This is a genomic window from Pseudomonas sp. 11/12A (assembly GCF_000800055.1).
Taxonomy (GTDB): domain Bacteria; phylum Pseudomonadota; class Gammaproteobacteria; order Pseudomonadales; family Pseudomonadaceae; genus Aquipseudomonas; species Aquipseudomonas mohnii.
This window is the reverse complement of the sequence record NZ_JUGV01000001.1, coordinates 5,623,605-5,649,216: the sequence shown is the minus strand read 5'-3', so window position 1 is coordinate 5,649,216 and position 25,612 is coordinate 5,623,605. Positions and strand designations below refer to the sequence as shown.

General features: G+C 59.8%; 24 protein-coding genes, 1 tRNA gene and 1 pseudogene. 7 read left to right on the top strand and 19 right to left on the bottom strand.

Translation table 11 applies throughout. The features are described from left to right. Positions 1-47: 47 nt before the first annotated feature. Positions 48-124, top strand: a tRNA-Arg gene (locus GQ39_RS25970). An 82-nt stretch (positions 125-206) separates the two neighbouring features. On the opposite strand, the gene GQ39_RS25965 is transcribed toward GQ39_RS25970, so the two are convergent. The 9 genes from GQ39_RS25965 to GQ39_RS25925 all read right to left on the bottom strand — a co-directional run bounded on the left by GQ39_RS25965 (position 207) and on the right by GQ39_RS25925 (position 8,914). Further along, the gene (locus GQ39_RS25965; protein WP_081997981.1) at positions 207-491 is read right to left on the bottom strand and encodes a hypothetical protein; all 285 of its coding nucleotides are present in this window, start codon (positions 489-491) and stop codon (positions 207-209) included. Positions 492-549: 58 nt separating this feature from the next. Beyond that, positions 550-1,131, bottom strand: a complete 582-nt coding sequence (locus GQ39_RS25960; RefSeq protein WP_047536052.1) for a YbhB/YbcL family Raf kinase inhibitor-like protein — start codon at positions 1,129-1,131, stop codon at positions 550-552. 258 nt (positions 1,132-1,389) lie between these two features. Beyond that, positions 1,390-2,895 carry a YdgA family protein gene (locus tag GQ39_RS25955; RefSeq protein ID WP_047536049.1) on the bottom strand — a complete coding sequence of 502 codons (1,506 nt, stop codon included), beginning with the start codon at positions 2,893-2,895 and terminating at the stop codon, positions 1,390-1,392. Positions 2,896-3,155: 260 nt separating this feature from the next. After that, positions 3,156-3,791: a hypothetical protein gene (locus GQ39_RS25950; RefSeq protein ID WP_047536045.1), complete on the bottom strand. Its 636-nt coding sequence runs from the start codon at positions 3,789-3,791 to the stop codon at positions 3,156-3,158. Between the two features lie 90 nt (positions 3,792-3,881). Next, positions 3,882-5,330 (bottom strand): efflux transporter outer membrane subunit, encoded by a 1,449-nt coding sequence (locus GQ39_RS25945; RefSeq protein ID WP_047536042.1) that lies wholly within the window; start codon positions 5,328-5,330, stop codon positions 3,882-3,884. Further along, entirely contained in the window at positions 5,327-6,214 is an 888-nt protein-coding gene (locus tag GQ39_RS25940; protein WP_047536037.1) for an efflux RND transporter periplasmic adaptor subunit, read from the bottom strand. Before GQ39_RS25940 ends, GQ39_RS25945 begins: the two co-directional genes overlap by 4 nt. Continuing rightward, positions 6,211-6,420, bottom strand: a complete 210-nt coding sequence (locus GQ39_RS25935) for a DUF1656 domain-containing protein (protein WP_047536034.1) — start codon at positions 6,418-6,420, stop codon at positions 6,211-6,213. The genes GQ39_RS25940 and GQ39_RS25935 overlap by 4 nt, the downstream gene beginning before the upstream one ends. Then, positions 6,417-8,489 carry an FUSC family protein gene (locus GQ39_RS25930; RefSeq protein WP_047536032.1) on the bottom strand — a complete coding sequence of 691 codons (2,073 nt, stop codon included), beginning with the start codon at positions 8,487-8,489 and terminating at the stop codon, positions 6,417-6,419. Before GQ39_RS25930 ends, GQ39_RS25935 begins: the two co-directional genes overlap by 4 nt. Then, positions 8,486-8,914, bottom strand: a complete 429-nt coding sequence (locus GQ39_RS25925; RefSeq protein WP_047536030.1) for a MarR family winged helix-turn-helix transcriptional regulator — start codon at positions 8,912-8,914, stop codon at positions 8,486-8,488. Before GQ39_RS25925 ends, GQ39_RS25930 begins: the two co-directional genes overlap by 4 nt. Before the next feature lie 197 nt (positions 8,915-9,111). On the opposite strand from GQ39_RS25925, the gene GQ39_RS25920 reads away from it, so the two are divergent. After that, entirely contained in the window at positions 9,112-9,390 is a 279-nt protein-coding gene (locus tag GQ39_RS25920) for a hypothetical protein (protein ID WP_047536028.1), read from the top strand. Beyond that, the gene (locus GQ39_RS25915) at positions 9,387-9,668 is read left to right on the top strand and encodes a type II toxin-antitoxin system RelE/ParE family toxin (RefSeq protein ID WP_047536025.1); all 282 of its coding nucleotides are present in this window, start codon (positions 9,387-9,389) and stop codon (positions 9,666-9,668) included. The genes GQ39_RS25920 and GQ39_RS25915 overlap by 4 nt, the downstream gene beginning before the upstream one ends. Before the next feature lie 4 nt (positions 9,669-9,672). Here the strand turns inward: GQ39_RS25915 and GQ39_RS25910 are convergent, their stop codons facing one another. Together GQ39_RS25910 and GQ39_RS25905 are read right to left on the bottom strand one after the other, a co-directional pair. Then, on the bottom strand, positions 9,673-9,918 hold the full coding sequence (locus GQ39_RS25910) for a DUF2789 domain-containing protein (RefSeq protein ID WP_047536022.1): 246 nt from the start codon (positions 9,916-9,918) through the stop codon (positions 9,673-9,675). Between the two features lie 162 nt (positions 9,919-10,080). Beyond that, on the bottom strand, positions 10,081-10,542 hold the full coding sequence (locus GQ39_RS25905; protein ID WP_047536019.1) for an aminoacyl-tRNA deacylase: 462 nt from the start codon (positions 10,540-10,542) through the stop codon (positions 10,081-10,083). Positions 10,543-10,738: 196 nt separating this feature from the next. Between GQ39_RS25905 and GQ39_RS25900 the strand changes: the two genes are divergently transcribed. Both GQ39_RS25900 and GQ39_RS25895 read left to right on the top strand, forming a co-directional pair. Continuing rightward, complete coding sequence (locus GQ39_RS25900) at positions 10,739-11,272, top strand: NfeD family protein (protein WP_047536016.1); 534 nt, start codon at positions 10,739-10,741, stop codon at positions 11,270-11,272. Between the two features lie 2 nt (positions 11,273-11,274). After that, positions 11,275-12,033 carry a slipin family protein gene (locus tag GQ39_RS25895; RefSeq protein ID WP_047536013.1) on the top strand — a complete coding sequence of 253 codons (759 nt, stop codon included), beginning with the start codon at positions 11,275-11,277 and terminating at the stop codon, positions 12,031-12,033. A gap of 6 nt (positions 12,034-12,039) precedes the next feature. On the opposite strand, the gene GQ39_RS25890 is transcribed toward GQ39_RS25895, so the two are convergent. Further along, positions 12,040-13,536: a glycosyltransferase family 39 protein gene (locus tag GQ39_RS25890; RefSeq protein ID WP_081997980.1), complete on the bottom strand. Its 1,497-nt coding sequence runs from the start codon at positions 13,534-13,536 to the stop codon at positions 12,040-12,042. A gap of 378 nt (positions 13,537-13,914) precedes the next feature. On the opposite strand from GQ39_RS25890, the gene GQ39_RS31940 reads away from it, so the two are divergent. Beyond that, complete coding sequence (locus GQ39_RS31940) at positions 13,915-14,898, top strand: RHS repeat-associated core domain-containing protein (RefSeq protein ID WP_081997979.1); 984 nt, start codon at positions 13,915-13,917, stop codon at positions 14,896-14,898. 25 nt (positions 14,899-14,923) lie between these two features. Here the strand turns inward: GQ39_RS31940 and GQ39_RS25885 are convergent. The 7 genes and pseudogenes from GQ39_RS25885 to GQ39_RS25855 form a co-directional block, all read right to left on the bottom strand. After that, positions 14,924-15,322: pseudogene (locus GQ39_RS25885) on the bottom strand (ABC transporter permease); the annotation flags it as partial. Between the two features lie 140 nt (positions 15,323-15,462). Beyond that, positions 15,463-17,007 (bottom strand): efflux transporter outer membrane subunit, encoded by a 1,545-nt coding sequence (locus tag GQ39_RS25880; RefSeq protein ID WP_047536008.1) that lies wholly within the window; start codon positions 17,005-17,007, stop codon positions 15,463-15,465. After that, positions 17,004-18,068: an HlyD family secretion protein gene (locus GQ39_RS25875; RefSeq protein WP_047536006.1), complete on the bottom strand. Its 1,065-nt coding sequence runs from the start codon at positions 18,066-18,068 to the stop codon at positions 17,004-17,006. The genes GQ39_RS25880 and GQ39_RS25875 overlap by 4 nt, the downstream gene beginning before the upstream one ends. Positions 18,069-18,094: 26 nt before the next feature. Beyond that, entirely contained in the window at positions 18,095-19,630 is a 1,536-nt protein-coding gene (locus tag GQ39_RS25870) for an MFS transporter (RefSeq protein WP_047536002.1), read from the bottom strand. Between the two features lie 125 nt (positions 19,631-19,755). Next, positions 19,756-20,676 (bottom strand): LysR family transcriptional regulator, encoded by a 921-nt coding sequence (locus GQ39_RS25865; RefSeq protein ID WP_047536000.1) that lies wholly within the window; start codon positions 20,674-20,676, stop codon positions 19,756-19,758. 73 nt (positions 20,677-20,749) lie between these two features. Further along, positions 20,750-23,299, bottom strand: coding sequence for an EAL domain-containing protein (locus GQ39_RS25860; protein ID WP_047535998.1), 2,550 nt, complete (start codon positions 23,297-23,299; stop codon positions 20,750-20,752). A 95-nt stretch (positions 23,300-23,394) separates the two neighbouring features. After that, complete coding sequence (locus GQ39_RS25855; protein ID WP_047535996.1) at positions 23,395-25,023, bottom strand: methyl-accepting chemotaxis protein; 1,629 nt, start codon at positions 25,021-25,023, stop codon at positions 23,395-23,397. Between the two features lie 206 nt (positions 25,024-25,229). On the opposite strand from GQ39_RS25855, the gene GQ39_RS25850 reads away from it, so the two are divergent. Next, on the top strand, positions 25,230-25,586 hold the full coding sequence (locus GQ39_RS25850; RefSeq protein ID WP_047535994.1) for a helix-turn-helix domain-containing protein: 357 nt from the start codon (positions 25,230-25,232) through the stop codon (positions 25,584-25,586). Positions 25,587-25,612 lie beyond the last annotated feature (26 nt).

Sequence of the window (25,612 nt, the reverse complement as noted above, 5' to 3'; positions counted from 1 at the left end):
GCAGCATGGACGCCCGCAGTGCATATGAGTATCATGGCGCCCGCGCTGCACCAGTAGCTCAGCTGGATAGAGTACTGCCCTCCGAAGGCAGGGGTCGTGGGTTCGAATCCCGCCTGGTGCACCATCTATAGAAACGAGAAAGCCTCAGGCCGTAAGGTCTGGGGCTTTTTTGTGGGCGCACAAAAAAACCGCCTGAGCGGTTTTTTTCATTCCGTCGTCCAATCAAACTCGTCGTATTCATCATCGTCCTCGTCATCCTCGAAGACGTCATCTTCGAGCACGTCGTCTTCGAGCACGTCGTCTTCAACGATGTCTTCGTCCGGCTGATTCAGCAGAAAATCCTTACGACTTTCGGTAATCGCTCGCCGTAGTTCCTCACCCTTTTCCGGGCAGTTGAGCATTTGGGCGATGCGGTCGATTTTTTTTGTCACGGCATCCTCCAACGCATCGACTACAGGCTGATAGTGCGCGCTTTCGGGGAGGGATGCCAAATCCCCGGAAGGCCGCGCACTTCAGTTTTTTCTGCAAAGCCGCTGAAGTGATCAGGCTTCAGCGGTGGTAACGCCGGACCACGCTGCTGTTTTTCAGCACATGACCGTTGATTCGTTCCAGCAGCTGCGCACGGGTCAGGCCTGCCGGCAACACATCCGGTGCGAGGTCCAGGGCGTAGATCTGGATGATGTAATGGTGCGCACTGTCGCCAGCCGGCGGGCAGGGGCCGACGTAACCGGCGGTGCCTTTGCTGTTGATGCCGGACACGCCTTCAAGTGTGGACTTTGCGCCGACACCGGACGCGATCTGGTGGGTGCTGGCTTTGATGCCGTAATGAACCCAGTGATCGACACCCTGTCCTTTCTGGCCGTCAGGGTCGTGCATGACGATGGCGTAACTGAGCGTTCCGGCCGGGCCGGCGCTCCAGCTCAGCGCCGGTGAAACATTATGCCCGCCGCAGCCCGGCGCATCGCTGGCAGCGGCAGAAGTGAACAACCGGTCATCCGACACGCCTGGGATGTTCAGGGTGAAACGCTCCTGGGTCGCTTGTGCCGCCTGCGCCGCATGCGCCGGCAATTGCACGCAAAGGGCGACCGCTATGGCCGCTAGCCAAGGGTTCAGAGAGGTCAATCGGGTCATGCCGGAGTACCTTGTGCGGGTGGGGCCGTCGTCGGCGTGCAAACTATAGCTGGAGCTTTCATTTGGTGGCACCAGGATTTGGCGCAACCTCCAACAATTGCGCCGTTTTTTTCAATGAAGCACCGCGCCTCAGAACCGTCCTACACCCGTTACTGAAGACGGTGACGAGGATAGGTCGACGCATTTCAACCGCCGGACAGCAAAACGCCCGGCGCCTGCATTGCGCAGAGGCCGGGCGTTGTCTGGAGGGTGGCGGTTTTATTGAACCTCGCCTGCGCCAGCAAATTTGCTCATGACGAAGCCGACAAATTCTTCGACTGTCATTTTCTGGCCGTTGAACTCGACCTGATTGTTGGCGTAATGCAGTTTGCTGACGATGTTGCTTCCGTCCAGTTTCGCCAGTTGCGAGCCGACGGCCATGCTGCCAAACATGTCGGCGGTGGCGGTGGCCTGATCAGCGATCAGCTTGGCGTCGGTCTGGCCGTCGATTTGCGATTGCACGGTGAACACGTCAACGAGCATTGGCTTGGACACTTGCAAATTGATGTCCAGCAGCGCAATCAACTGCCTGATCAGTTGGTCGGTCGGCAATTCGATCGATTGCGGCTTGGTCAGGTCCAGCACCAGGTTGGCGCGGCTTTCGCCGTTGGTGGTTTTGAACGAGAGGTTTTCCAGGGCCACCTGCGGGCCGGCCGCCAGCAATTGCTCCAGACCGGTTTTCAGTTGCGCCTCTTCGGCTTCGGTCAGCTTCAGTTCCGGCACCGGTTGACCCGCCTCGGCTGCCTCGGCGGCAAGTTGCTCGTACGGCTGCAGTTTGCTCTGGTAAATCTGCATCAGCGACATCGTCGCCGGTATGTCGAGGTTCTTCAGGCTCATCGCCAACTGTGCCGAACCGAACGCCTTGCCGTTCAAGGACACTTCACCCACCTTGTAGTCGGCACGCCCGGATGCGCTGGTGCCCGATTCCTCGGTCTGGTTCTTCATCTCGAAATTCTTGAAGCCCAGCACGGACTGTTTGGCACCGAACGTGGTTTGGCTGTTGGTCAGCACAACGGTGTTTTCGCCGGTGTAGTAGCCGTAGGTACTTTTGCTCAGGTTGCTGGCCAGAGTCAGGCCGTTCAATTCGACCTGCACCGGTGCCTGATCTTCGGAAACGGTGGTCAGCTTCAGACTGTCCATGTAGCCGTCGGCCTTGACCTTCTGCGCCTGGGCGCTAGCCGAAACATCGAGTTTCAGGCCGGAAAACTTCAAGCTGGACTTGTCATCCAGCGCGGTTTCCAGCGGCAGCATTTCCAGCGTGCCGTTGGTGGAGTTGTCGTAGCCGATATTGACCACGCCTTTGAGCGGGGAGACATCCTTGGCGGCGGCAAACCATTTTTCAGTGAGCGGCGTCTTTTCCAGTTCGTAATGACTGGTGGCCATGACCGGCAGCCACTTCAGCGACACCAGGCGCGAGAACGGCAGCGGACCGTGTTCGATGTGATCGACAAACAGCAACTCGACCGGCTCCTCGCCGAACATTTCACCTTCGCCCTTGAGGCGATAGTGCGCGGTGCTGCTGAACACATGGCGCTCCAGCGACACCAGCTCCAGCGATGCCGTGCCTTTATGACCGACCAGCGCCGCTTGCAGTTGCTGGTTGGCATCAGCCAGGGAAGTGTTCAGCACGCTTTCGATTTTGGTGCCGGTGTACCAGGCACCGCCGGCGCTGATTGCACCAATGGCGACGACAATTCCCAGTAACACGCCTGCTGATTTATTCATGAATGACCCAATCAATGTCCGTTGTTGAAGGTGTAGTCGTCTTCCCTGAACCCATGACGGGTTGCGGTCGCGACAGCGCTGAAAGTGGGATGCAGATTAGCATCAGGCGCGGTCGACGGCCCAAGGATTAAAGGTGAAAGAGTGTCTATAAGAGGCAGTATGGAAGATTGTCTTCGCTGGCAAGCCAGCTCCCACAGGTTGCGCACATTCCCCGTAGGAGCTGGTCTGTCAGCGAAGGCGTCAGATCTGCCAACGCAGCATCAGGAATACTGAACCTCGATCTCATCGAGCTGATGATCAAAGGTTTTAAGCCGCGCGGTCCAGGTGTACACCAGCACTTCAAAGTCGCGATTGATCACAGCCCCGCCCGTCACTTCCCCCTGCGGGTCGCAGAAATCCAGCTGATAGCGTTCGCGGGCCATGGCGGCGGCGACATCGGCCAGTTCCCGCGCATTGTTGAGCCAGTGCCAGCCGTCGTCGGCCACTTGCTTGTCGAGCGCCAGGCATTGTTTTTTCAGGGTTTCCAGGCTCTTTTCCAGCGGTGTGCCGGTGAGTTCGCCCATGACCTCCTGGAACGTGCGCCCTGGCTGCCAGTAACTGCCCCAGAAATAACGGTCGAACACCGTTTCGACACGACGCAGCGCGACCTTGGTGTCCCAGATCAGTACCAGGGTCTTGCCTTGTTCGAGTTGTCTTTTTTTGATTCGCTGGTTCTGGATCGAGGCCCAGGCCACCACCGCGATGGACATCACGGCAATCAGCGCCGTGGCGCTGTCGAGGAACACCAGAGCCTTGTCGATCTGGTGGGTCAGCATGACGCCGTAGAAATAGGTGGCCGAAAGCAGCACTAACGCTACGACGGCGCACCAGAAGCCGAGAGCATAAGGGTTTTTCATTATTGGTTTCCCCATGACCTGCGCGAGCTTTGCGAAGCAAGGGCGCCTGACTCCAGCGCCCCTCCAACACTTCAAAGCATAGCAACGGCCTCAGGGTTTGCCGGAGTTCGACGCTTGCGTTCGTCCGCTTTCCCACCCTCCGCCCAGGGCGAGGAACAAATCGATCTGGCTCATGGCAACTTGCGTGTTCGCCGTGGCCAGTTGCGCCGTGACGTCGGTGTAAGTGCGGGTCGCTTGCAGGTCCGCCAGGAACGACTCGCGGCCGGCCTGGAAGAAGCGGTGCGTCTGGTCGGCCGCCAGTTTCGCCGATTGCTCGGCATCCGCCAGGGCATCACGGCGTTGCAGCAGCGCGGAGTACTGGGCCAGGGCGGTCTGGGTTTCACGAATGGCGTTGAGCACAACGCCGTCGAAGTGTGCCAACACACCCTGGGTCGTGGCTTCGGCTTCACGGATGCGGGCGCGGGTGCCGTTGGACGGTACGGTCCAGGTCAGCGACGGTCCGAACCCCCAACGGTTGGTGGATGGGTCGCCGAGATCACCCAGGATGCCGACGGTACCGATGGTCGCGCCGATGCTGATGTTCGGGTACAGCTCGCCCGTAGCGATACCGATACCGGCCGTCGCGGCCGCCAGTCGGCGCTCGGCCTGCCGCACGTCGGGACGACGCTTGAGCAATGCGGCACCATCGCCCACAGGCACCAACTGCGCGATTTTCGGCAGTTCAGCGCAAGTCGCAGTGCCGGCCGGCAATTGATCCACAGGCTTGGCCAGCAGCATCGACAAACGGAACAACCCGGCCTGACGCGCCGCCTCATAACGGGGCATGTCGGCACGCAACGACTTGAATTGGGTTTGCGAACGCGTGACCTGGGTCTCGTCGCCACGTCCGGCGTCGCGCAAGCGCTGGATCAGCGTGGTGCTCTGGGATTGCAGATCAAGGGAATGCTGGGCGATCTCCCGTTCTTCGTTGGCCGCGCAGACCTGGGTGTAGGCCCGAACCACATCCGCCACCAGGGTAATGCGCGCGGTGTCGGCGGCAGCCTGGGTGGCATCGGCATTGGCCTTGGCCGCTTCGATGCCACGCTGCAACGTACCGAACAGGTCGAACTGGTACGACGCAGAAATACCGATATCGCCGATGTTGGCCACCGGCACCTTTTCCGGCAACAGGAAGGCTTGGCCGGACTCCTGCAAACGCTCGGCGCCCATTTTCACGCCACCGCTCCAGCCACCGGCCGCCTCGGCCTCATCGACTTGCGCACGAGCGCGCAACAGACTGGCCGCCGCCACGCGCAGATCGGTGTTGGATGCCATGGCTTGCTGCACCAGTTGATCGAGACGCGGGTCCCGATACAGGCGCCACCAATCGGCAGGCACCGGCGCCGAGACCACGGGCTTGCCAGCCACCGCCAGTTCGCCCTGCAAGTCATCACGGTGGATGGCCGCCTCCTCTGGCAAGTGATAGTCCGGCCCGACCACCTGACACGCCGACAGCAACAAGCCTAATCCGGCAACCGCCAAACCCGTGGCTTTGCTCATTGCGCAGGCTCCCGGACCTGATCGTCGATGATCGACACAGTCGCGGTGCGCCCGGCGATCATGCGGAAATCCGCCGGTACGTCATCGAAAGCAATCCGCACTGGAATCCGCTGGGCCAGGCGCACCCAGCTGAACGCCGGGTTGACGTTGGGCAACAGGTTGTTGCCGCTGGTGCGGTCGCGGTCTTCGATACCGGCGACGATGCTGACCACATGGCCACGCAGGCGCGCGCGGTCACCAATCACCCGGATGTCGACGCTCTGGCCGATATGGATGCCGTCCAGCTTGGTTTCTTCAAAATAGCCGTCGATGTGAAACGAATTGCTGTCGACGATAGACAGCACCGGCCGCCCGGCACTGACGAATTCCTGGGCACGCGGTGCGCGGTCGTTGACATAACCGTCCACCGGGCTGCGAATCACCGAGCGGTCGAGGTTGAGCTGAGCACTGTCCACCGCTACCTGGGCTTCCATCAACGCCACTTGGGCACGGGCGACCTTCGACTGGCTTTCTTCCAGCTGTTCGGCGGGCACCAGATTGCCCAGGCCTTTGTTGCGCTTGGCTTCGCGCTGGGCCTGGGCCAGGGTTTCTTCACGGTCGGCGACCGCGGCTTTCGCCTGGCGCAGGGCCAGCTTGAATCGGTCCTGATCGATGCTGAACAGCACCTGACCGCGCTTGACCGGCTGGTTGTCGCGCACGTCCACCTGCTGGATCAGCCCGGAAACGTCCGGGGCGATCTGCACAATGTCGGCACGGATGTGACCGTCGCGGGTCCAGGGGGCAAACATGTAATACAGCACCATCCGCCAGACCACGACCACGGCGAAGCTCACGATCAACAGGGTCAGGGCCACGCGGCCGATGGTCAATAAAGGCTTTTTCATGTCATCAGGTATCGACTGAGTGAGTCCACGACGCCAAGCAGCAAGGCGTAGAGAGCCACGTTAAACAATGCCCGGTGCCAGACCAGACGATAAAAGTGCAGACGCGTGAGCACCCCGTGCACCAACAGGAACAACACATAGGTAATGCCCATCAGCACCAGCAGTGTGGGCAGGAATACCCCGCTGAGATCCAGGTCACCAATCATAAAGGCGCTCCATCGATGCCATGGGGAAGCGGTTCTTCAAGCTCGGCGGAACCGACAAATTCGATGCCAGGCAACAACGCCAGGCGCAAGCCACTCAAGGCGTGCAACAGTTGCAGGCGGGTCTCGTCATCGCCCGCACCGCCAAGCGCTCGACGGGCTCGGTCCATGGTCATCAGCAGCGGGCTCGGTGCGGGCAAGCGCCTGCCAGCCTTGAGGCACGCCTTGAAGTATTCGCCGACCTCGGCCACCACCTGGCGCAACAGCGCGTTCGGCACCCCGTCAATACGCGGCGCGTAGGCGAGAAGATCGAGCATATTCAGCGCCACGCGGACTTCCCGCAGGGCGATCCCCGTGTCCTGCCCGGTCAAGGCCAGACGCGGCAAATGCTGCATCAGGCGGTCAAGCATTTGCACGCCAAGATGCCGGTGCTCGGCCAGACTGGCCGGCTCGGACAGGCCGACAATGTCACGCCAACTGAATCGGGTCAGACGCTTGGCCGCCAGTTCGGCGCCGAATGGCCGGGCGATCAGGGTCCAGACAAACGCAAACAGCAAGCCCACGGGGCCGGCCAGGTTGGCGTTGGCAAAGCTGAGGAAGTCCGCGTCGTACGCACCCTGAATGCTAATGAAGGACGAGGTGTTGACCAGTGTCAGCAACATGCCCAGGTAAAACTGCGGCTTGACGGTCAAGGTGCCGACGATGATGAACGGCACGGCGAACGCCAGCACCAGCATCGGGAAATCGTGCAGGTTGGGCAGCACCAGAAACAGGTAAAGACTGGCGAACAACACCGACATCGCCGTCCAGAAAAAGAACCGGTAAATCTGTGGTGCAGGGTCGTCCATCGAGGCAAAGAAGCTGCACGCCACGGCCGCCAGAATCACGGCGGAGCCCCCGTCGGTCCAGCCCAGCAGAATCCACAGCACCGATGCAACGATGATCGCCGTGACGGTGGACGCCGCTGAATAAAGCATCAGGCCGCGATCCAGAAATGGCGACAGTCGGCCGAGCCGCCAATGCCGATACACCGCGTGCCAACTGTCCTGGTTTTCGCATTGGATGGCGATTTGCAGACTGCGGCAGTCCTGCCACAGATCGATCCATTCGCCGAGGCGGTACAGCGCGTTGGAGAACAACAGCTGCTTGCGGTCCTCCAGCGCTTCGACATTGGGTTGAAGGGCTTCGACCTGGTCTTTGAGCGCCTGCCAGCGATCGACATCCGCGTCCTTGTGTTGCAGCCATTCGCCAGCGGCGCTGAGGAGCGGCGCGAACTTATCCACAAGCTCGGGCGTGCGCCGCTCCAGGGCGCAAAGCGCATCGTCCAGGGCATCGACCACGGTCAGCAGGTGGATCATCCTTCCGCGCAGCTCCTTGGTGTTGCGCACCGTTTGCGGCCGCGCGCCTTCGTGGGGCAACTGACCGATCATCAGCTCCAGGCTATTGAAGGTCGCCACCATCGACGCACGCAACGCACTGGCTTCGGCCGGTTGCACATGGCGACCGAGGAATTGCAGGCTATAGGTCGAGGCATCGGCGAACCATTTGCTCACCGAATCGTTGAACACCGGGGCCAGCCGCCGAGGCCAGAACATCGCGCCGACGACCGCCGCAACGGCGATGCCGAGGAAGATCTCCTCCGTGCGTGCCTCGGCGACGTCCCACACCGACAACGGGTTATTCATCACCGGCAACGCGATCAGGGGCAAGGTGTAACCGGCGAGCATCAACGCGTAGTTGTTGGCGGTGCGCAGGTGCAGGGACAGAAACAGCAGAATCCCGGTCCACAGTGCCACCACCAGCACCAGCACATAGGGGCTCTGGACAAACATCGGCACGAAAAACACCGCCGCGGCAGCACCGAGAAAGGTGCCCACTGCGCGGTACAGCGCCTTGGAACTGGTCGGGCCGACAAACGGGCTGGAAACGATATACACCGTGGCCATCGCCCAGTAAGGCCGCGGCATTTGCATGAGCAAGGCGATGTAGAGCGCAATCATCGAGGCGGCGAACGTGCGCACACCAAAGAACCAGTCCCGCGCCGGGGGCACGCCGGTAAAAAAGCCGCTCAAGGGTAGAGCACCGGTGCTTGTCCGGCCGACTCGAAGGCCTTCAATACACGCAAGGTGGCTTCGAGGTCGCGCGCATCGATGCCTTCGAGCACCTCACTGCGCAAGCGCACCAGCTCAACTTCGACGGCTTGCACCAGTGTCCGACCGCTGTCGGTGAGGCTCAGGCATTTGGCGCGGCGATCCTGCGCATCCTCGGTGCGACAGACGTACCCGGCGTGACACAACTGATCGAGCAACCGCACCAGGGACGGACTCTCCATCCCCGCCGCCTGCGCAACCGTCACCTGACGCACCCCCTCGCCCAACCGTCCGATCATCAACAACGGCACGGCACAGGCTTCGGAAATTCCGTAATTGAGCAGCGTGCTCTGGCAAATTTTCCGCCAATGCCTGGCGGCCACCACCATGGAGCTGCTGATGTTCATCTGCAGAGCGTCGAGATTATCCGGCACGGGCGAAAACACACTGTTAGTTTGCTAACTATCAATATGGCATTGGAGAGGTTTTTCCGTCAAGTTTTGAAACAAATTGGTTTCCACCCGTCGCAAGCAGAATGCGATGGACCTGACAGAGTACTGATGATGTATATACTTTCTTGGTACCCGATCCAGGAACACTCACCATGTCAAAACAAGCCGTTTTTACAATGAAACTCGAATCAGATTTGCGCGAACAATTCATGGCCGAAGCAGAAGCCGCTCACCGCCCTGCCTCACAAATCGTCCGGGAAATGATGCGCCAGTTTGTCCAAACGCAACGAGAATCTCGTGAATACGAGGCCTTCCTGCAACGCAAAGTGGACATCGCCCGCACCTCAATGCACAGCGGCAACGGCCTGACGAATGAGGAAGTGGAAGCAGAGTTCGCCGCCAGGCGTGGGAAGGCAGCCACAGAACAATGAGGATAATCTGGACGCGAGAAGCCGCACAGGATCGTGCAGATATTTGGGACTACCTGTATGCCATCAACCCGAAAGCGGCCATCGACATGGACAATCGCTTCAGCGATGCGATATCCAGGCTTGCGCAACACCCTGACAGTGGCCCTGCCGGAATCATTGCCGGCACTCGCGAGCTGATTCCACATCAGAGTTATCGAATTGTTTATGAACAGGCAGTGAACGCAATCTGGATACTTGCTCTGGTTCATACGTCCCGTCAGTGGCCGCCAGAGAATTGAACGTCTATACCCCCCGCCCTTTCCTCAACATCACATCCAGCTGATCAACCACCTCCGCCCAGTCGGCATCCTCCAGAATATCGTCGCGCAGAAAATCCGCCTGGCTCTGGGTCCAGAAGAACGCATCCGCCAGGTGCAGTTCCGGTTTGAGCGGTGAATGGGTGGAAATGAATTTATCGATGCTTTCGGCGTCGTCGGGCAGGCCGAGTTGTTTGAACAGCGATGGGAGGCTGTGGGTCGGGTTTTCCATGGCTGACTCCTTGGGGAAGGGTTGAATGGGTGACCGCTGCGCGGTCAATCGCGGGCAAGCCCGCTCCCACAGGTTCAGTGTTGATCACAAATCTGCGGCTCAACTCAATCACTGTGGGAGCGAGGCTTGCCCGCGATGACGGCGGCACTGGCGTCGCGAAACTCAATGACTCAACTCCCGCACCTCGGCATGCGGCACCATTTTCAGGAACTGTGGCATGTCCATGTGCAGCAGGTTGATGTGGTTGCCGGCTTCCAGATAAATGTCCTTTTGCCGGGTCAGCAGCGGGTCGATGACCACGTCCAGCCCATAGGCCTCACCCAGGGCCGGTACGGCGCCGCGCTCGCAATCATCGAACAGGTGCGGCAGATTGCTTTCGCGCGAGACTTGCCATTCGCCGCTGCTGCGCACTTTGCTCAGGTCCAGGTGGCGACTGGCGGGCAACACGGCCATCAGATAATGACCATGGTGGTCGTCGAGGATGACCGACTTGGCCACCCGCTCGGCTGGAATGCCCGCGACTCGCGCCGTTTCCAGGCTACTGGCCGAGTGAGGGTGGGTGACGATGTCATATTCGCATTGAGCCTTTTCCAGGCTTCGCTGCACGGTTCTTGCCATACGCATGATGCACCTCGGTGTCCGCAGCAACGTCTGGCGGACGATGATTGACGCTTTTCCACGTAGTGAAAGTCTAGGCCCGCCGGGCCAAACCGGTGGGAAATCTGCCCATTGGACACGTCGACACCTGAACAAAATTCATACAACCGAACGGTCAACTAAACTGTATACAGAACCGTCCACGACGCTCCCGGAGGGTGACGTGAATACGCGCTGTTGTACCGCTGCACTGCTAATGGCGTTGAGCGCATCAGCCTTCGCCGCAGACACTGTCGGGCTACCGGCGACCAGTCCCGCCGGAATCTGGTTGATCACCTTCGGCCTCGCGTTCCTGATCGCCGAGGCGGCCCTGCCCAATTACGGCGTGATTGGCCTGGGCGGAATCGTGATGTTCGTGATCGGCGCGCTGATCCTGACCAATGCCGAACTCCCCGCTCCGTTAATGATCGTTTTGGGCTTGATCAGTGCTTTGCTGCTGGCGTTCCTGCTGATCCGCGCCCTGAAGACCCGCCCGCGCCATACTGTCAGCGGTGATGCCGTGCTGGTCGGCAGCGTGACCCCGATCACGTCATTGCTGGCCGACGATGCCTGCCACGGCTGGGTGCATTTGCAGGGCGAATACTGGCAAGTGTCGAGCGCCAAACCCCTGCAGATCGGGCAGAAAGTACGCGTGGTGTCGCGCAAGGGATTAATGCTGAAAGTGGCCGCGACTGACGCGGTGCCAGCGGGAGAATAGTCATGGGCCTGCAAGTGGGTTTTGTCGCGCTGCTGTTACTGCTGATCGCGCTGGCAGGTTCGACCTTCCGCATCCTGCGTGAATACGAACGCGGGGTGGTGTTCCAGCTCGGACGCTTTTGGCAGGTCAAGGGCCCGGGCCTGATTCTATTGATTCCGGTGGTTCAGCAAATGGTTCGCGTCGACTTGCGCACCGTGGTGCTCGACGTCCCGGCGCAAGACGTGATCACCCGCGATAACGTCTCGGTCAAGGTCAACGCCGTGCTGTACTTCCGCGTGCTCGATCCACAGAAGGCGATTATCCAGGTCGAGGACTTCCTGATGGCCACCAGCCAGTTGGCGCAAACCACCTTGCGCGCGGTGCTGGGCAAACACGAACTCGATGAGCTGCTGGCCGAGCGTGAACGGCTGAACATCGATATCCAGCAAGTGCTCGACGCCCAGACCGATGCATGGGGCATCAAGGTGGCCAATGTCGAGATCAAGCACGTGGACCTCAACGAATCGATGATTCGCGCCATTGCCAAACAGGCTGAAGCGGAGCGTGAGCGGCGGGCCAAGGTGATCCACGCCGAAGGCGAATTGCAGGCCTCGGAAAAACTCATGCAGGCCGCCGAGATGCTGGGCCGCCAGCCCGGGGCCATGCAGTTGCGTTACATGCAGACACTCAGCTCGATCGCCGGCGACAAGAGTTCGACCATCGTCTTCCCACTGCCGATCGAGCTGCTCAAGGGCATGGCAGACCTGTCGTCGAAACCTTGAGCGCCGTCACTCAGCCCCCATGACGAACAAGCGTGCCCGAGTGTTACCCGCAGCGGTTTCGGCGGCTTTCTGCCAACCGCCGGGCAGCGGGGCAAATTCGTCGGGTTGATCCGCCGTGCTGATCAACCAAACGCGCCCCGTTGCCTTGGGCAATTGACTCAGATGGTCGAGGTAGATCCTTGGCGCATCACCATTGACCAGCGTGCCAAAGCCATAATCGTTCGGACGGCTGGATGTCCCGTTGGCCAAGGGCGGGGTGTACAGCAGCGGATCCGTGTCGGTGCGGTTGTAATAGACGTAACTCATGTACCAGAGCATGTCACTGATGACGATTCGGTCGCCCGCCACGTAGTGCTGATTGACGAAATCGACCATCACATTGATCTGGTCATTCACATCCACGGTGGCATTGTTTTTCAGCCCGACCAGCTCGGTGCCGACAAACAGCACCAACAACCCCAGCGCCAATACCCGAAAGCCGCTCAGCAAGCGGTCGATGGCCAGTGCCATGATCAGCGGCAGGCCCATCGCATAGGCATTCAGATAGCGCTCGATAAACACGGGTGAAATAAACGAAACCCCGTAAACCAGCAACAACGGCAGCAGGGTGTAGAGTGCCAGCAATGCACTCCAGCGAAAGGGGCTGCGATCACGCAGCACCGTCAGCACGATCACGGCTAGCAATAGGATGGGCAGCGCAACGAACAAGAGCCGGGGCAACTGATCCCCATCGTCCTGGATCAGAAAGTCCCACACCATCGACGGCAGGGAACTGAGCGTGACCGGCAATTCCCAACCCACATCGCCATTGGCCTTGAGCTCACCCATGTGCCGGGTCAGATCGACCAGGCCAGGGATCCAGGGAGCAAACAGCACCACAATGGCCACGTTGCTCAGCCACCAGGCCGGGCGAGTGATGTGTTTCAAGGGTGGGTCCGGCTGCAGGCGCAACACCAGCAAGTACGCCCAATGGACGAGCACACAGAGCGCAGTGAAATAGTGGGTGTAGAACGCGGTGGCCATCAGTAGCGAGTAGATCACCAGTGCATGGGTGTGGCGAGGCTGTTTGACCCAATACACCAGTGCGATGGTAGCGCCGAGCAACCACAACCCCAGCCACGAATACATCCGCACTTCCTGGCTGTAGCGCACCGCCGTAGGCAACAGCGCCAGCATCAACCCGGCCAGCAACGCCGCCCGCGGATTGGCGATCAACCGGACCAGCCACATCCCCAACATGACCGACGCGACACCCGGCAGTGCACTCAAACTGCGTATCGAAAAAATCCCATCGCCAAACAGCCCGATCCAGCCATGCAGCATCATGAAATACATCGGTGGATGGACGTCATGGGCGGCATGAGCCCAGATACCATCCAGGGTGTACCGACTCATCAACAGGCTGGAACCTTCATCGCCCCAAATTGCGGCAGCGGTCAGGCCGTATAACCGGGTCACGACGGCCAGCACCAGAATAAGCAACCCGCCGCCGTACCAAAGCATTCGCTGCCTTGAGTCGGACACAGCCAAGTTCGCGGGCACTGGCCGGGATCTGGCCAACCGCTCTTTTCTTTGCGCCTCCACTACCACTCTTTTCACCTGCACTACCGAAACGTTCCGCTCACTTTAGGCTAATGTCAGTCGCCACTGCCAGCGGATACACCGGCGCCACCTGCCCTCCCTTCCACGTACCGCTGTTGCGCTGTCCGCAGGGCGATCTGATTCTGACGAACGGCTTCGGCCAGGCCGTCGCCAGCGGGTTTGCGCCAGCCAGGAAGGGGCTCCTGCGCAAAGACCTAGCAGTTCTGATAGTTCTCAATTGTGAGCCAGGCGAGTAGAACTGATGGCCTGCATTCTCTTCGGCCCCGCGGAGTTCGCTGGATGACCAGAGCCAACGATGTGAAACAACGCGTGATACTGCTGGCGACCAACAGCAGCCAATCGATCATTGGCGAAAGCGTCGAAGGCAAGGTCAACACCATCGGTTATTCCGCCTATGGCGAGCAGTCAGCGCAGCAGGAAGTCGCATCGGCGCTGGGGTTCAACGGTCAATTGCGCGAAGCCAAACTCGGCTGGTATTTGCTGGGCAACGGCTACCGCGCCTACAACACGCGACTGATGCGGTTTCATAGCCCGGACAGCTGGAGTCCGTTTGGTGGGGGTGGGTTGAATGCGTATATGTATTGCGTGGGGGATCCGGTGAATCGGGTGGATCCGACGGGGCATAACCCGTGGTTGGCATTTGCGCTCGCAGTGGACGACGCCAAGGCATTATTTCGCTTACCTAATTCTCGGAGCGGGGCGACACTTCCAAAAATCGATACGACAGTTGCCGCCAATGCTGCGCGCGCCCTGCAAGCATCCCGGACGTTTGAGAAAACACGTGACCTATCAGGCCTTACTGCAGCAGCTGAGTATATTGGGGGCACGAAACCCAAGATTTATTGGAGAAACAATGGGGGCGAAATTCATGGAGTTGCCGCCGCTAGACCGGGACCCAGCACTCTTGGCGCTGCCTATGTCACTTCGAGGAGCCGGACTCCATCGAGGGCGAGACCGGGCGCCCCTCATCAGAATGGTGGCCTCACAACTGGAAGCCAAACCTACTTTGGACCACCACCAAGCTATCAACAGGCAACGTTTTCAAAAAACCCTGACAAATGGTGGAACACCAACACTATTGCCAATGGGATTCCGCCCTCCGAATTCACCGTGTTTCTCGAGGCATCGCCTCGCGTGGACTATTGGGCAAAACCTCCTAAGTACCCTTTACTAACCCCCCCAGTGAATCCATTTGATGATCCTGAGTTGGACAATCTGAGAGGAGCATTAGCAGCGGCGCAAGCAACGGTGCGAGGAGGCTGACAGTACTGAGCGCAGAGATCCTGCTTCACCGCACCATCCCCCACCGCTTCACCGTCACCCTTTCCAGCGAATCAAACACCAGGTTCTCCACCAGCAGCCCAATCAGAATCACCACCGCCAAGCCGGCAAACACCTTGTCGGTGCACAGCTCATTGCGATTCTGAAAGATGTACCAGCCCAACCCGCCCTTGCCGCTGGTGGCACCAAACACCGGTTCAGCGGCGATCAGCGTACGCCAGGCAAACGCCCAGCCGATTTTCAGCCCGGCGAGGATCGACGGCAGTGCGGCCGGAATCAGGATGAACAGCACGAAGCGCATGCCCTTGAGGCCATAGTTGCGCCCGGCCATGCGCAGGGTTTCCGACACACCGAGAAACCCGGCGTAGGTGTTCAGCGCCAGAGCCCAGAGCACCGAATGCACCAAATTCGTCGGGTTGACCCGCCGTGCTGATCAACCATACGCGACCGGTTCCCCTGGGCAATTGACTGAGGTGGTCGAGGTCGATCCTTGGCGCATCACCATTGACCAGCGTGCCAAAGCCATGCGCTGCCGAAACGTTGCGCTCACTTTAGGCCAATGTCAGCCGCCACGGCCAGCGGATACACCGACTCCCACCCCCCGCCCAGCGCTTTGTACAACCCGACCATTGCCAGCGACACACCGGTCGAACTTTCCACCCACTGCTCCTGAGTGGCCAGCAAGGCACCCTGTACAGTGAGCACGTTGACGAAGTCCACGACCCCTTGCACGTACTGCTGTTGTGCCGTGCGCAGGGCGATCCGGTTCTGACGCACGGCTTCGGCCAGGCTGTCGCGGCGCAGTTGACTGGCGTTATAGGCGCTCAGTTGATCGTCGATTTCATGCCAGGCGCGCAATACCGTTTGCTGATAGGCGATGGCGGCCTCCTGTTGCTGGGCTTCGCGCAGATCCAGCACCCCGCGCAAGCGTCCACCGTCAAATAGCGGCAGGCTCAATTGCGGGCCGATGCCGAACGCGCGCGAGCCCCATGAACCGAAATCGCTCAACTGCAGGGCTTGCGAGCCGACGTTGCCCGACAGGGTGATGCGCGGATAAAAATCGCCCTTGGCCACCCCAATACTCGCGGTAGCGGCATGCAAACGCGCTTCGGCCTGGCGAATGTCCGGACGCCGTTCGGCCAGTTGCGACGGCAGGCCGATGGCGATCTGAGGTGGGGTCTGCGGCACCGGCGCATCTGTGGATAACTCGGCGATGAGTGCCTGCGGCGGCTCGCCCATCAACAGGCTCAGCGCGTTGATCAGTTGCGTCTGACGTTGCGCCAGGGCGGGCAGTCGCGATTCGATGGCCGCGACTTGGGCGGCGGCTTCGGCGACATCCAGATCCGTCGCGACACCGTCGGCCAGCCGTAGCTGCGACAGTTTCAAACTGTTGCGTGCGACTTCAAGGTTCTGCTCGGTGACCGCGCGGGTGTTTTGCACGCCACGCAGCTGAATGTAGTCCTGGGCGGTTTCAGCGAGTACCGACAACAACACCGCGCGACGGTCGTTTTCGGCGACTTCCAGGGTCGCGTCGGCGGCTTCGGTTTCGCGGCGCACTCGCCCCCACAAGTCCAACTCCCAAGCAGCGGAAAAACCCGCATTCCACAGGTTGAACGCCGAATGGCCGTTGTGCCCCGACGGATCGCTCAGGCCATTGCCACTGTTGCGCTCACGGGAATAGCTGGCCGTGGCGGCGGTGGTGGGATAGCGGTCGGCGGTGATCACCTGACGCACGGCACGACTTTGCTGCAAGCGGCTGCTGGCGAGTTTCAGATCGAGGTTGTCGGTCAGGGCACGCTGGGTCAGGGCCGAAAGCTCCGGATCGTTGAAGACTTCCCACCAGCGCTCGCCCAGGGTTTCGGTAATGGCTTGGCTGGGGGCGGCCTTTGATGGTTTTGACCATTCGGTGATGGGCGGGGCCTGGGGCCTTTGGAAGTCCGGGCCGACGGTGCAGGCACTCAACGAAGTAAGACTTAACCCAATGGCCAGCGACTGCATGCAAAACCTGAGGCGAGGTTGCTTGCGTGCACTCGTCGATTTTGGGGACGCTTCGCGGCCCTGCCACAAGGATGAACAGTTGCTGAAGTTCATCGTTGCGCAACCCCATGGTCACCGACGCCAGCCGTATCGATCCTCGCTTCCACCGACATCCCCACGCGCAATCGTTCGGCCAGTGGCTGACCCGGTTCCAGCACGATCTTCACCGGAATCCGCTGCACGACCTTGGTGAAGTTGCCGGTCGCGTTATCCGGTTTCACCGAGGCAAAGGTCACGCCGGTGGCCGGTGCGATGCTCTCGACACGCCCGTTCAGCGTCGCACCGTCAAAGGTATCGACACGTACCTGCACGTCCTGCCCCGGATGCACATGGGTCAGTTGGGTTTCCTGAAAGTTCGCCATCACGTAGGCCTGCGCCAGCGGCACCACCGCGAGCAGTTTGCTGCCTGGCGTGACATAGGCACCGACCCGCACCGCCCGCTCACCGACCATGCCGTCCTGCGGCGCGACGATGCGTGTGTAGGACAGCTCATAACTGGCGATTTCCAACTTCGCCTGCGCCCGTTTCAGGCCACCCTCGGCGGCGTCGCGCTGCGCCGTGAGGATGTCCACTTGCTTGCGTTCCGCCGCCAGCACTGCCGTGACGTTGGCCAATCGTGCGCTGGCCTGATCGATGCGGGTGCGCGCTTGTTGAGCGTTCTGCACCGTGCCGGCGCCGACGCCGGCGAGGTGGTCGTAGCGGTTCAGTTCATGTTCGGCGAAGGCCATTTCCGCCTTGGCCGACACGACTGTCGCTTGTGCCTGAGCAATCATCGAAGCCTGGCGTTCAAGGGTCGCCCGGGCATTCTGCAATTGCGCCTGGGCCACGAGGGTTTCGGCGGACGCCGCTTCGGCAGCGGCCCGCAGATCGCGGTCATCGATCAGCGCCAGCAACTGGCCGGCCTTGACCTGCTGGTTGTCTTCGACCAGCACCTCCTTGATGAACCCGGCCACCCGCGGCACCACCAGGGTGTAGTCCGCCGAGACAAACGCATCATTGGTGCTTTGTTGTGTGCGCTGGCCGAATGCCCCCGGCGCCAGCAGATACACCAGCACGCCCACCGCGATCACAACGGCAACGCCCATGGCCACTTTTTGCTTTGATTGATTCGTCATAAAAACCTTCTGTTTCAGTGAGGCGTTCAAGTCGCCGCCCGTGGCGGAAAGACCCGAGTCGGTAACCAGAAAATCAGCAGGATCAGCGCCACGGCGATACCGGCCATGCACAGGTACAGATCCGCGGCGGTCAACACCACGGCCTGCTCGTGCAACCGGTGCGCAAGGCCTGCGCTGTCAGCGTCGACCAGGGGGGAATTGCCCAGGTGATCCACCAGCATCGTCGAGTGAAAGTGCAGACGCGCGGTGGTCAAGGTTTCCAACACGCCGGTGGCAATCACCGCCGAAAGCCCTTTCACGGTGTTGAACCAGGACGACGCGAACGGTCCGTCCATCGGATTGATACTGCCGGTCGCCAGCATCAGCAGCGGCAGCACCGCCATCGGCTGACCGAAGATTTGCAGCCATTGCAGCGCATAGAAATCGTCGCGAATCCACGCCGACGTCAGCTGTGAGCCCCCGAGGCAGGACAGCATCAACATGCTCAGGCCGATCCCCAACACCCAGCGACAATCGACCCAGCGCAGGTTGCACAGTGCCGCCACCAATGGCAGCGCGATCAACTGCGGCAGTGCCGCAACCAAGGTGACCGGCGCCGTCTGCACCGGGCGATAACCCTGGACTTGAGCCAGGTAGCTGGAAGGAATAATGATCACCGCCAGCAGCACGACCAGCACCCCGGCCAGGGTCATCAGGGCGAATGAGAGGTTGCGGATGCCGAGCATCTGCATCTTGAAAAACGGAATCGGCTGCGACCATTCGTTGATCAGAAACGCCACCAACAGCAGCGCCCCACCCATGAGCAGTCCGCTGATCAGGTTCGACTCGAACCAGTCCAGGCGATTGCCCTGCAGGATACCGACCACCAGCATGCAGATCGCCGCAAACCCCAGCAGCAAACCACGCCAGTTGAACTGTTTGAAACGCTCCAGCCGCAGCGGGTCCTGGGGAATGCCATAGGCCACGGCGGCCATGGCAATCAGGCAGGGCACGACGACCTGCCAGAAGGTCCATTGCCAGCCGACATACTCGGTCCAGAGCCCGGCCAGCGGTGTACCCAGCCCCGGGCCGAAGGTCGCCGTCAGTGCATAACCGGCCAGACCATACAGCTTGACGTTGGGGGGCAAAAATCGCAGCGCGACGGTCATCAACATCGGTGGCAATGCACCACCAGCCAGGCCTTGCAAGGTGCGCAGGATCAGCAGGCTTTCGTAGTTCGGCGCCAGTGGGCAGAGCACGCCCAGCAGAGTAAACGCGCCAATGGCGCAGAGGGTGAAGCGACGCAGCGAGTACGTGACCGCGCACCACGGCGCGAAGGCCGCCGCGGCCACCGAGGTCGCGGCATAACTGGCGACCAGCCAGGTGCCCTCGTCGTAGCCTATGGCCAAGGCACCGCGAATATCCGCCAGGGCCACCTTGGTCACCATCTCGTTCAGGCCCGACACCAGCACCGCCAGCAACACGCCCACCAGGCCGATGATGATTCGCAGGCCGAAAACTGGCGGCGTGGCAATTGCGGGTTGGGTCGCAGCGAGAGGTGCCGTGGCCGTGAGGGATGTCATTACTGCGAGCTCCGGAATTAACCTGCGGAGCATTCTATGAAGCGCATGACCTGACGAAAATTGACTTATTGGCAGCTTATAAGTGCGTTTTATGCAGCAATGCGTCTGGGCGGAGCGGGCTCGTCTCAGGCCTGGTTTGCGGCCTGCCACGTTTCTTCGCAACAGGTTTTCAGGGTTTCACGCAGCCAGCGGTGAGCCGGGTCCTTGTCGAATCGCGGATGCCAGGCCTGGGTCAGCATCAAGGTCGGTAGCGGGATCGGCAAGGTGAACGAGCGCAGCTTTAAGCCCAGGCGCTGCACGCTTAACAAGGCTTCCTTGGGCACGGGCAAAATGAGATCCGAATCCGGCAGCGCAAACATCGCCGCATGAAAACTCGGCGCAATCACGGCCACCCGCCGTTCCAGCCCCAGGGCATTGAGCGCCGCGTCGATAGGCCCGCGGGCGATCCCCCGACGGGACATGCTGATGTGAGAGAACCCGGCGTAACGCTCGGGGGTGATTTCCGCGTCGAACAACGGATGATCCTCACGCACCAACCCGACAAAGTGAGTGGAGAACAGGTTCTGCACCTTCACTTCCGGGGTTAGCGGCCGGGTATTGCTGACGTTCAGATCGATGCGTCCTTCACGCAGCGCTTCATCGTCGCCATCGCCCTCGGGGACGAAACGCAATTCGCAGTGGGGTGCCTGACGATCCAGCGTGTCGAATAACCGGCCACCGTAAACGCCCACGAAGAAGTCGTTGGCGCGAATGTTGAAACGCCGCCGCAAAGAGCCCAGTTCCACCCCATCGGCCGAGCGAAACAGCAACGCCGCCTGGTCCACCACGTCACGCACCTGCCCGCGCAATTCCAGCGCCTTGGGTGTCGGCACCAGACCACGACCGGCGCGCACCAGGATCGGGTCGCCCATGGCTTCACGCACCCGGGTCAATGTACGGCTCATGGCCGCGGGACTGAGGTTCATCCGCCGCGCCGCGCCGACCACACTGCCCTCGTCGAGCAGGGCGTCAAGGGCGACCAGCAGGTTCATGTCGGGTAGTTGCATGGCAAGCACTCATGTCTGGTCAGAACTGACTCAAACACAATGCTAGCAGTTCTCTACCAGACGGCGCCGTTCATCACGCCTCACAGTACGAACGATCTTCCAGCCACAGCCCCAATCCACGAGCCGAGAGTGGCCTGGAAATCAGATAACCCTGGGCGACCTCATAACCTTGTTCCTTCAGAATGCGCTGCTGGCCCAAGGTTTCGATACCTTCGGCGACCACACTCAGCTTGAGGCTCTCGCCAATGCGAATCACCGCTTCGCTCAGCGCCTGGCTGGTGGTGTCATTCTCCAGATCGTGCACGAAGCTACGGTCGAGCTTGAGCTCCTGGAGCGGTATGCGACGCAGGTAACTGAGGCTCGAATAACCTGTACCGAAATCATCCATGGCCAAGCGTATTCCCAGGGCATGGACCTCGTTGATCGTGGTCAAGGTGTCTGGATTGCTGTCCATCAAGACGTTTTCGGTTATTTCCAGCGTCAGGTCGTTAACCGTCAACCGCTGTTCGGAAAGGATTCGGGTCAGAATGTCGGGCAATTGGCGATTATGAAAATTGGTCGGCGACAGGTTGACCGAAATGGCTGGAACGCACAGCCCTTCGCGCCGCCAGGCAGCCAATTGACCGCAAGCTTCACGCAGTGCCCACTGCCCGAACTCAACAATCAGCCCACACTCTTCGGCCAACGGTATAAAGCACCCGGGTGAGATGTCGCCTAGCTGCGGATGTTTCCAACGCGCCAGCGCTTCTACCCCATAAAGTTCGTTGTCTTGCAGATTGATCTGGGGCTGGTAGACCAGATGCAACAGTTGCTGATCAATGGCTTCGCGCAACGCCGTTTCAAGCCTCAATCGCCCGCGCGCCAACTGGTCCAGGCCTTGACTGAAGAAGCTGACACAACCCCGCCCACTTGTCTTTGCCTGATACATGGCCATGTCGGCGCGATGCAGCAGGGTTTCCATGGAGCGGCCATCGTCGGGAAAAAGGCTGACACCGATACTGGCCGACGGTTTGAGCGTCACGCCCGAAATCTGGCAGGGTGCGCTCAGTTCTTCTCTCAAGTACTCGATCACCACCTGTGCCTGACTCAATGCGCACTGGGGCAACACGACGACAAACTCATCACCCGACAACCTGCTGACGATGTCGACTTTGCGACGATACTTGGTCAGGCGCCGGGCGATCACTCGAAGAAACTCGTCACCCGCAGGATGCCCCAATGAATCATTGACCTGCTTGAAGCGATCCAGATCGATAAAGAGGACCGTGAGCGACGTGCCGTTGCGGGAGGCATCGGCAATGGCTTGATTGGCACGGACATGAAGCTGATTGCGATTTGGCAAACCGGTCAAGTCGTCATAAAACGCCAGCTGTTGGATGTGAGCGCGGGACTGCTCGCGCTCAAGCGCCAGTGCACACAGGTAAATACTGGCATTGACCAAATGCTCATGCAGCAGTGACGGCTCGCGGGGCGAGCGATAGTAGAACGCAAAAGTACCCAAAACCCTGCCTGAACTGGACTTTATAGGCGTCGACCAGCAAGCCCTGAGCCCGAGAGGCAATGCGAGGTCGCGAAAACCGACCCAGAACGGATGAGAGGCAATATCGCGGACCATCACCGCTTGGCCGCTGAACGCTGCCGCGCCGCAAGAACCTACCCCAGACCCGATAGCCACTGCATCCAGCGCCGCACTGTAGCTTTCTGGCAGATCAGGAGACGCCAGGGTGCGCAGCAATCCGTCGTCATCCACGCTCAAGATCGAGGCAACCACCTCCGGCGCGATCCTTTGGACCTCTTTACAAACAAGGGCCATCAAGGACTCTATGGACTCCTCCCGCACCATGGCTTCGAGCATTTTATTGCGCAAAATCTCCGGCATCCGAGAGTGGGTCACGTCAATCATTACGCTGACGGTATTGATCAAATGACCCTGCGCATCACAGACAGGGTAAATCGTGACATTGCACCACACCCGGCGGCCTTCAAGGGGGTAGGCGACCGCCTGCGAATGATAAATCTCCCCCGACATCACCTGCTCTTGCATGGCGACTTTGACTTGCTGATCGAAGTCCGGCGCAATCACGCTGTCGAGTGGTTGTCCGTAGACCTCATCGGTGGCGTGCCCGAACATGCGGGAAAACCCACCGTTGGTGTACACAATGCGCCATTGGGCATCGGTGATGATGATGGCATTTTCCGAAGTGTCGACGACGAGCGACAACAGTTGCAGGCGTTCGTGTTCCTTATGATGTCGGGTAATGTCCCTGATGATCGCGGCATAAAACTGTTGCCCTGAAGCGCTGACTCTGGAGATGGACATGGCCCCCCAGCGGTAGTCGCCGTCCTGGCGCTCGATCAGCACGTCACGGCTGGTGCCGACAATTTTGTTGATACCGCTGCGACGATTGGCTTCGATGTAACTATCGTGGCTAGCCTGGATCAGTTGTGGCACCAAGAAGTTGACGTTCTTGCCCATGACTTGATCGCGGGTATAGCCCCATAGGCTTTCAGCGGCATCGTTGAACACAATGACCCGATTCTGGCTGTCGATAACCACAACGCTATCGATACTTTGCTCAAGTGCCTGGGTAAAGACCTGCGAAAATTCCTGAACATCCGACATATGGCAGTGATCCGCTAACTACGATTTAACATTCCAGGCTAAATTCGCTGTACTAACAATGCTCGACGCGGCCTGCTTTTCCATTCCCCCAGGCATCAGGTCTTGAAGTGGCGGACCATCGCACTCAGCTCGGAGGCCAGACGGGACAATTCGCCACTGGCTGAACTCGTCTGATGCGCACCGTCGGCCGCACGTGTAGACAACTCACGAATATTCAACAGATTGCGATCCACTTCATGGGCGACTTTGGCCTGCTCTTCAGTCGCGCTGGCAATGACCAGATTGCGTTCGGTGATCTGGTGGACAGCAACAAAAATCTCTTCCAGCGCCTTGCCCGCCGCTTCCGTCGCCTGCAACGAGCTACTGGCTCTCAACGTGCTGGCGCCCATGGCATCAACCGCCTGGTGCGTGCCGGCCTGGATTCCGGCAATCATCTGTTCGATTTCCCGGGTCGACTCCTGGGTGCGATAAGCCAGCGTTCGAACCTCGTCTGCCACCACGGCAAATCCACGCCCCGCTTCACCGGCCCGCGCAGCTTCAATGGCCGCGTTGAGCGCCAGCAGATTGGTCTGGTCGGAAATACTGCGAATGACCTCCAGCACCTTGCCGATATCACGAGTCTGAGTGGCCAGATCCTGGACCAGCGCGGAACTGGTGCTGATCTCCCGACTCATGGCGTCCACTTCTTCGACGGTCGCCTGCACTTGGCGCCGACTCTGGCCCGCCAACTCGTTGGTGGCGCTGGAAGCCTCTGACGTGGACACCGCGTTTCTCGCAACCTCTTCCACCGCCGCAGTCATTTCAGTCACGGCGGTGGCCGCTTGCTCAAGCTCATTGTGTTGTTGTTGCAGGCCGTGATTACTTTCCACCGTCACCTGTCTCAACTGCTCGGCGGAGCTGGCCAATTGATGGGCGTATTGACTGATCTGCTCAATGGTCTGGCGCTGGCTGACCTGCATTTTCTGCAAGCCCGAGAACAACTGACCGATTTCGTTGCTCGATTGCACAGTGATCGAACGACGCAGATCCCCGGAGGCGATTTCATCGAAATGCTCCCCGGCTTCGCGCAGTGGACGCAACAAGCGGCTGGCGATAAACCACCAGCAACCGGCCACCAGCAAGGCGGCAATCATCAACAGAATCAATGCTTGAACCTGGGCCAGGTTGTAGCGTGAATGTGCCTGGACCATGATCGAAGCGATCTGAGTGTCGAGCTGTTGTTCGAAGCCTTGCAGAGCCTGGTCAAACCGGTCGTTGGCCGCTCTCGCCTTGAGATTGACTTCAACGTAGCGAGCCTCTGTCCCTTCATTCAGCGCCTGCGTCTGCTCCTCCAGCGTGCTGCGATAGGCTGCGAAAGCCTGCTGTAACTCATCGCTCTGAAGGGTCGAACCGCTGCTTTTTTCTTGCGCCGCAAACGCTTCGAAGAAATCAATGGCCTCCTTGAACAGGATCGTAGACCGTTGCAGGCTGGTTTGGGCTTTGACCGTGTCGCCCATGCGCGCTTCAAGGAAAGCGCCCGCCATCCCGACCCGTGCACGCAACAGGCGCAGATAAGCGAGGTGAACCCGACTGTTCTGGGTCACCCCCACCTCATTCAAAGTCTGGATCTGTTCATCACTACTCGATGCACTGCGCCAGCTCGTCAACGACGAAATCAGCAGTGCACAGACGAAAAGCGCAAGCACCCAGAACATTCCTGTTCGGATCTTCAAATGAGTCAGCATCTTGGACAGTTCCCAGTTGCATCAGCAGTAACCGGCCAAAGCCGACGATTAGATTACTCCCATGCTATCGGCCGATTTTGACCTGAATCAAACAAACAATGACGTAATCCATCAATACCTTAGTCTTATAACATCATTCGCTTGAACGTAGTAACGCCGGAAAATGTCGCATAACGACGAGGGTGTTGACGCAAGAGGTTAAGAACATGAAGGAACGTAAAGTCGCGGGCCAAGTGGGTGCCGCTATCGCCGCGCGCCGCAAGGCGAAGGGTCTGACTCAAGCCCAAATCGCCGAGGCCATAGGCGTGGAAAAGGAGACCGTCAGCCGGATGGAAAATGGCGTGATCTCACTGACCCTGCAACGACTGCAGCAAATGTCCGAGGTGCTTGATTGCTCGCTCAGCGATCTGGTGCGCACAAATGCCACGGACGCCCATAGCCACTCCCAGAACATCAATGAGCTGATTGCAAGCTTGCCGGTCGGTGAGCGAGTGATGGTTGTCAATTTCGTGGCTGAAATCGTCAAAGTTTTGAAAGCCAGAGGGTCCGTTCAACAGCTGTGATTGCCCCCCGACTGATGACAAAACCT

Coding starts and splice junctions, on each gene's coding strand:
- GQ39_RS25865 (WP_047536000.1), bottom strand. CDS start 20,676: ATGCAACTACCCGACATGAACCTGCTGGTCGCCCTTGACGCCCTGCTC.
- GQ39_RS25890 (WP_081997980.1), bottom strand. CDS start 13,536: ATGCTTTGGTACGGCGGCGGGTTGCTTATTCTGGTGCTGGCCGTCGTG.
- GQ39_RS25895 (WP_047536013.1), top strand. CDS start 11,275: ATGGGCCTGCAAGTGGGTTTTGTCGCGCTGCTGTTACTGCTGATCGCG.
- GQ39_RS25935 (WP_047536034.1), bottom strand. CDS start 6,420: ATGATTGGTGACCTGGATCTCAGCGGGGTATTCCTGCCCACACTGCTG.
- GQ39_RS25925 (WP_047536030.1), bottom strand. CDS start 8,914: ATGAACATCAGCAGCTCCATGGTGGTGGCCGCCAGGCATTGGCGGAAA.
- GQ39_RS25855 (WP_047535996.1), bottom strand. CDS start 25,023: ATGCTGACTCATTTGAAGATCCGAACAGGAATGTTCTGGGTGCTTGCG.
- GQ39_RS25880 (WP_047536008.1), bottom strand. CDS start 17,007: ATGAACTTCAGCAACTGTTCATCCTTGTGGCAGGGCCGCGAAGCGTCC.
- GQ39_RS25920 (WP_047536028.1), top strand. CDS start 9,112: ATGTCAAAACAAGCCGTTTTTACAATGAAACTCGAATCAGATTTGCGC.
- GQ39_RS25875 (WP_047536006.1), bottom strand. CDS start 18,068: ATGACGAATCAATCAAAGCAAAAAGTGGCCATGGGCGTTGCCGTTGTG.
- GQ39_RS25860 (WP_047535998.1), bottom strand. CDS start 23,299: ATGTCGGATGTTCAGGAATTTTCGCAGGTCTTTACCCAGGCACTTGAG.
- GQ39_RS25850 (WP_047535994.1), top strand. CDS start 25,230: ATGAAGGAACGTAAAGTCGCGGGCCAAGTGGGTGCCGCTATCGCCGCG.
- GQ39_RS25915 (WP_047536025.1), top strand. CDS start 9,387: ATGAGGATAATCTGGACGCGAGAAGCCGCACAGGATCGTGCAGATATT.
- GQ39_RS25870 (WP_047536002.1), bottom strand. CDS start 19,630: ATGACATCCCTCACGGCCACGGCACCTCTCGCTGCGACCCAACCCGCA.
- GQ39_RS25940 (WP_047536037.1), bottom strand. CDS start 6,214: ATGAAAAAGCCTTTATTGACCATCGGCCGCGTGGCCCTGACCCTGTTG.
- GQ39_RS25910 (WP_047536022.1), bottom strand. CDS start 9,918: ATGGAAAACCCGACCCACAGCCTCCCATCGCTGTTCAAACAACTCGGC.
- GQ39_RS25950 (WP_047536045.1), bottom strand. CDS start 3,791: ATGAAAAACCCTTATGCTCTCGGCTTCTGGTGCGCCGTCGTAGCGTTA.
- GQ39_RS31940 (WP_081997979.1), top strand. CDS start 13,915: ATGACCAGAGCCAACGATGTGAAACAACGCGTGATACTGCTGGCGACC.
- GQ39_RS25905 (WP_047536019.1), bottom strand. CDS start 10,542: ATGCGTATGGCAAGAACCGTGCAGCGAAGCCTGGAAAAGGCTCAATGC.
- GQ39_RS25955 (WP_047536049.1), bottom strand. CDS start 2,895: ATGAATAAATCAGCAGGCGTGTTACTGGGAATTGTCGTCGCCATTGGT.
- GQ39_RS25960 (WP_047536052.1), bottom strand. CDS start 1,131: ATGACCCGATTGACCTCTCTGAACCCTTGGCTAGCGGCCATAGCGGTC.
- GQ39_RS25945 (WP_047536042.1), bottom strand. CDS start 5,330: ATGAGCAAAGCCACGGGTTTGGCGGTTGCCGGATTAGGCTTGTTGCTG.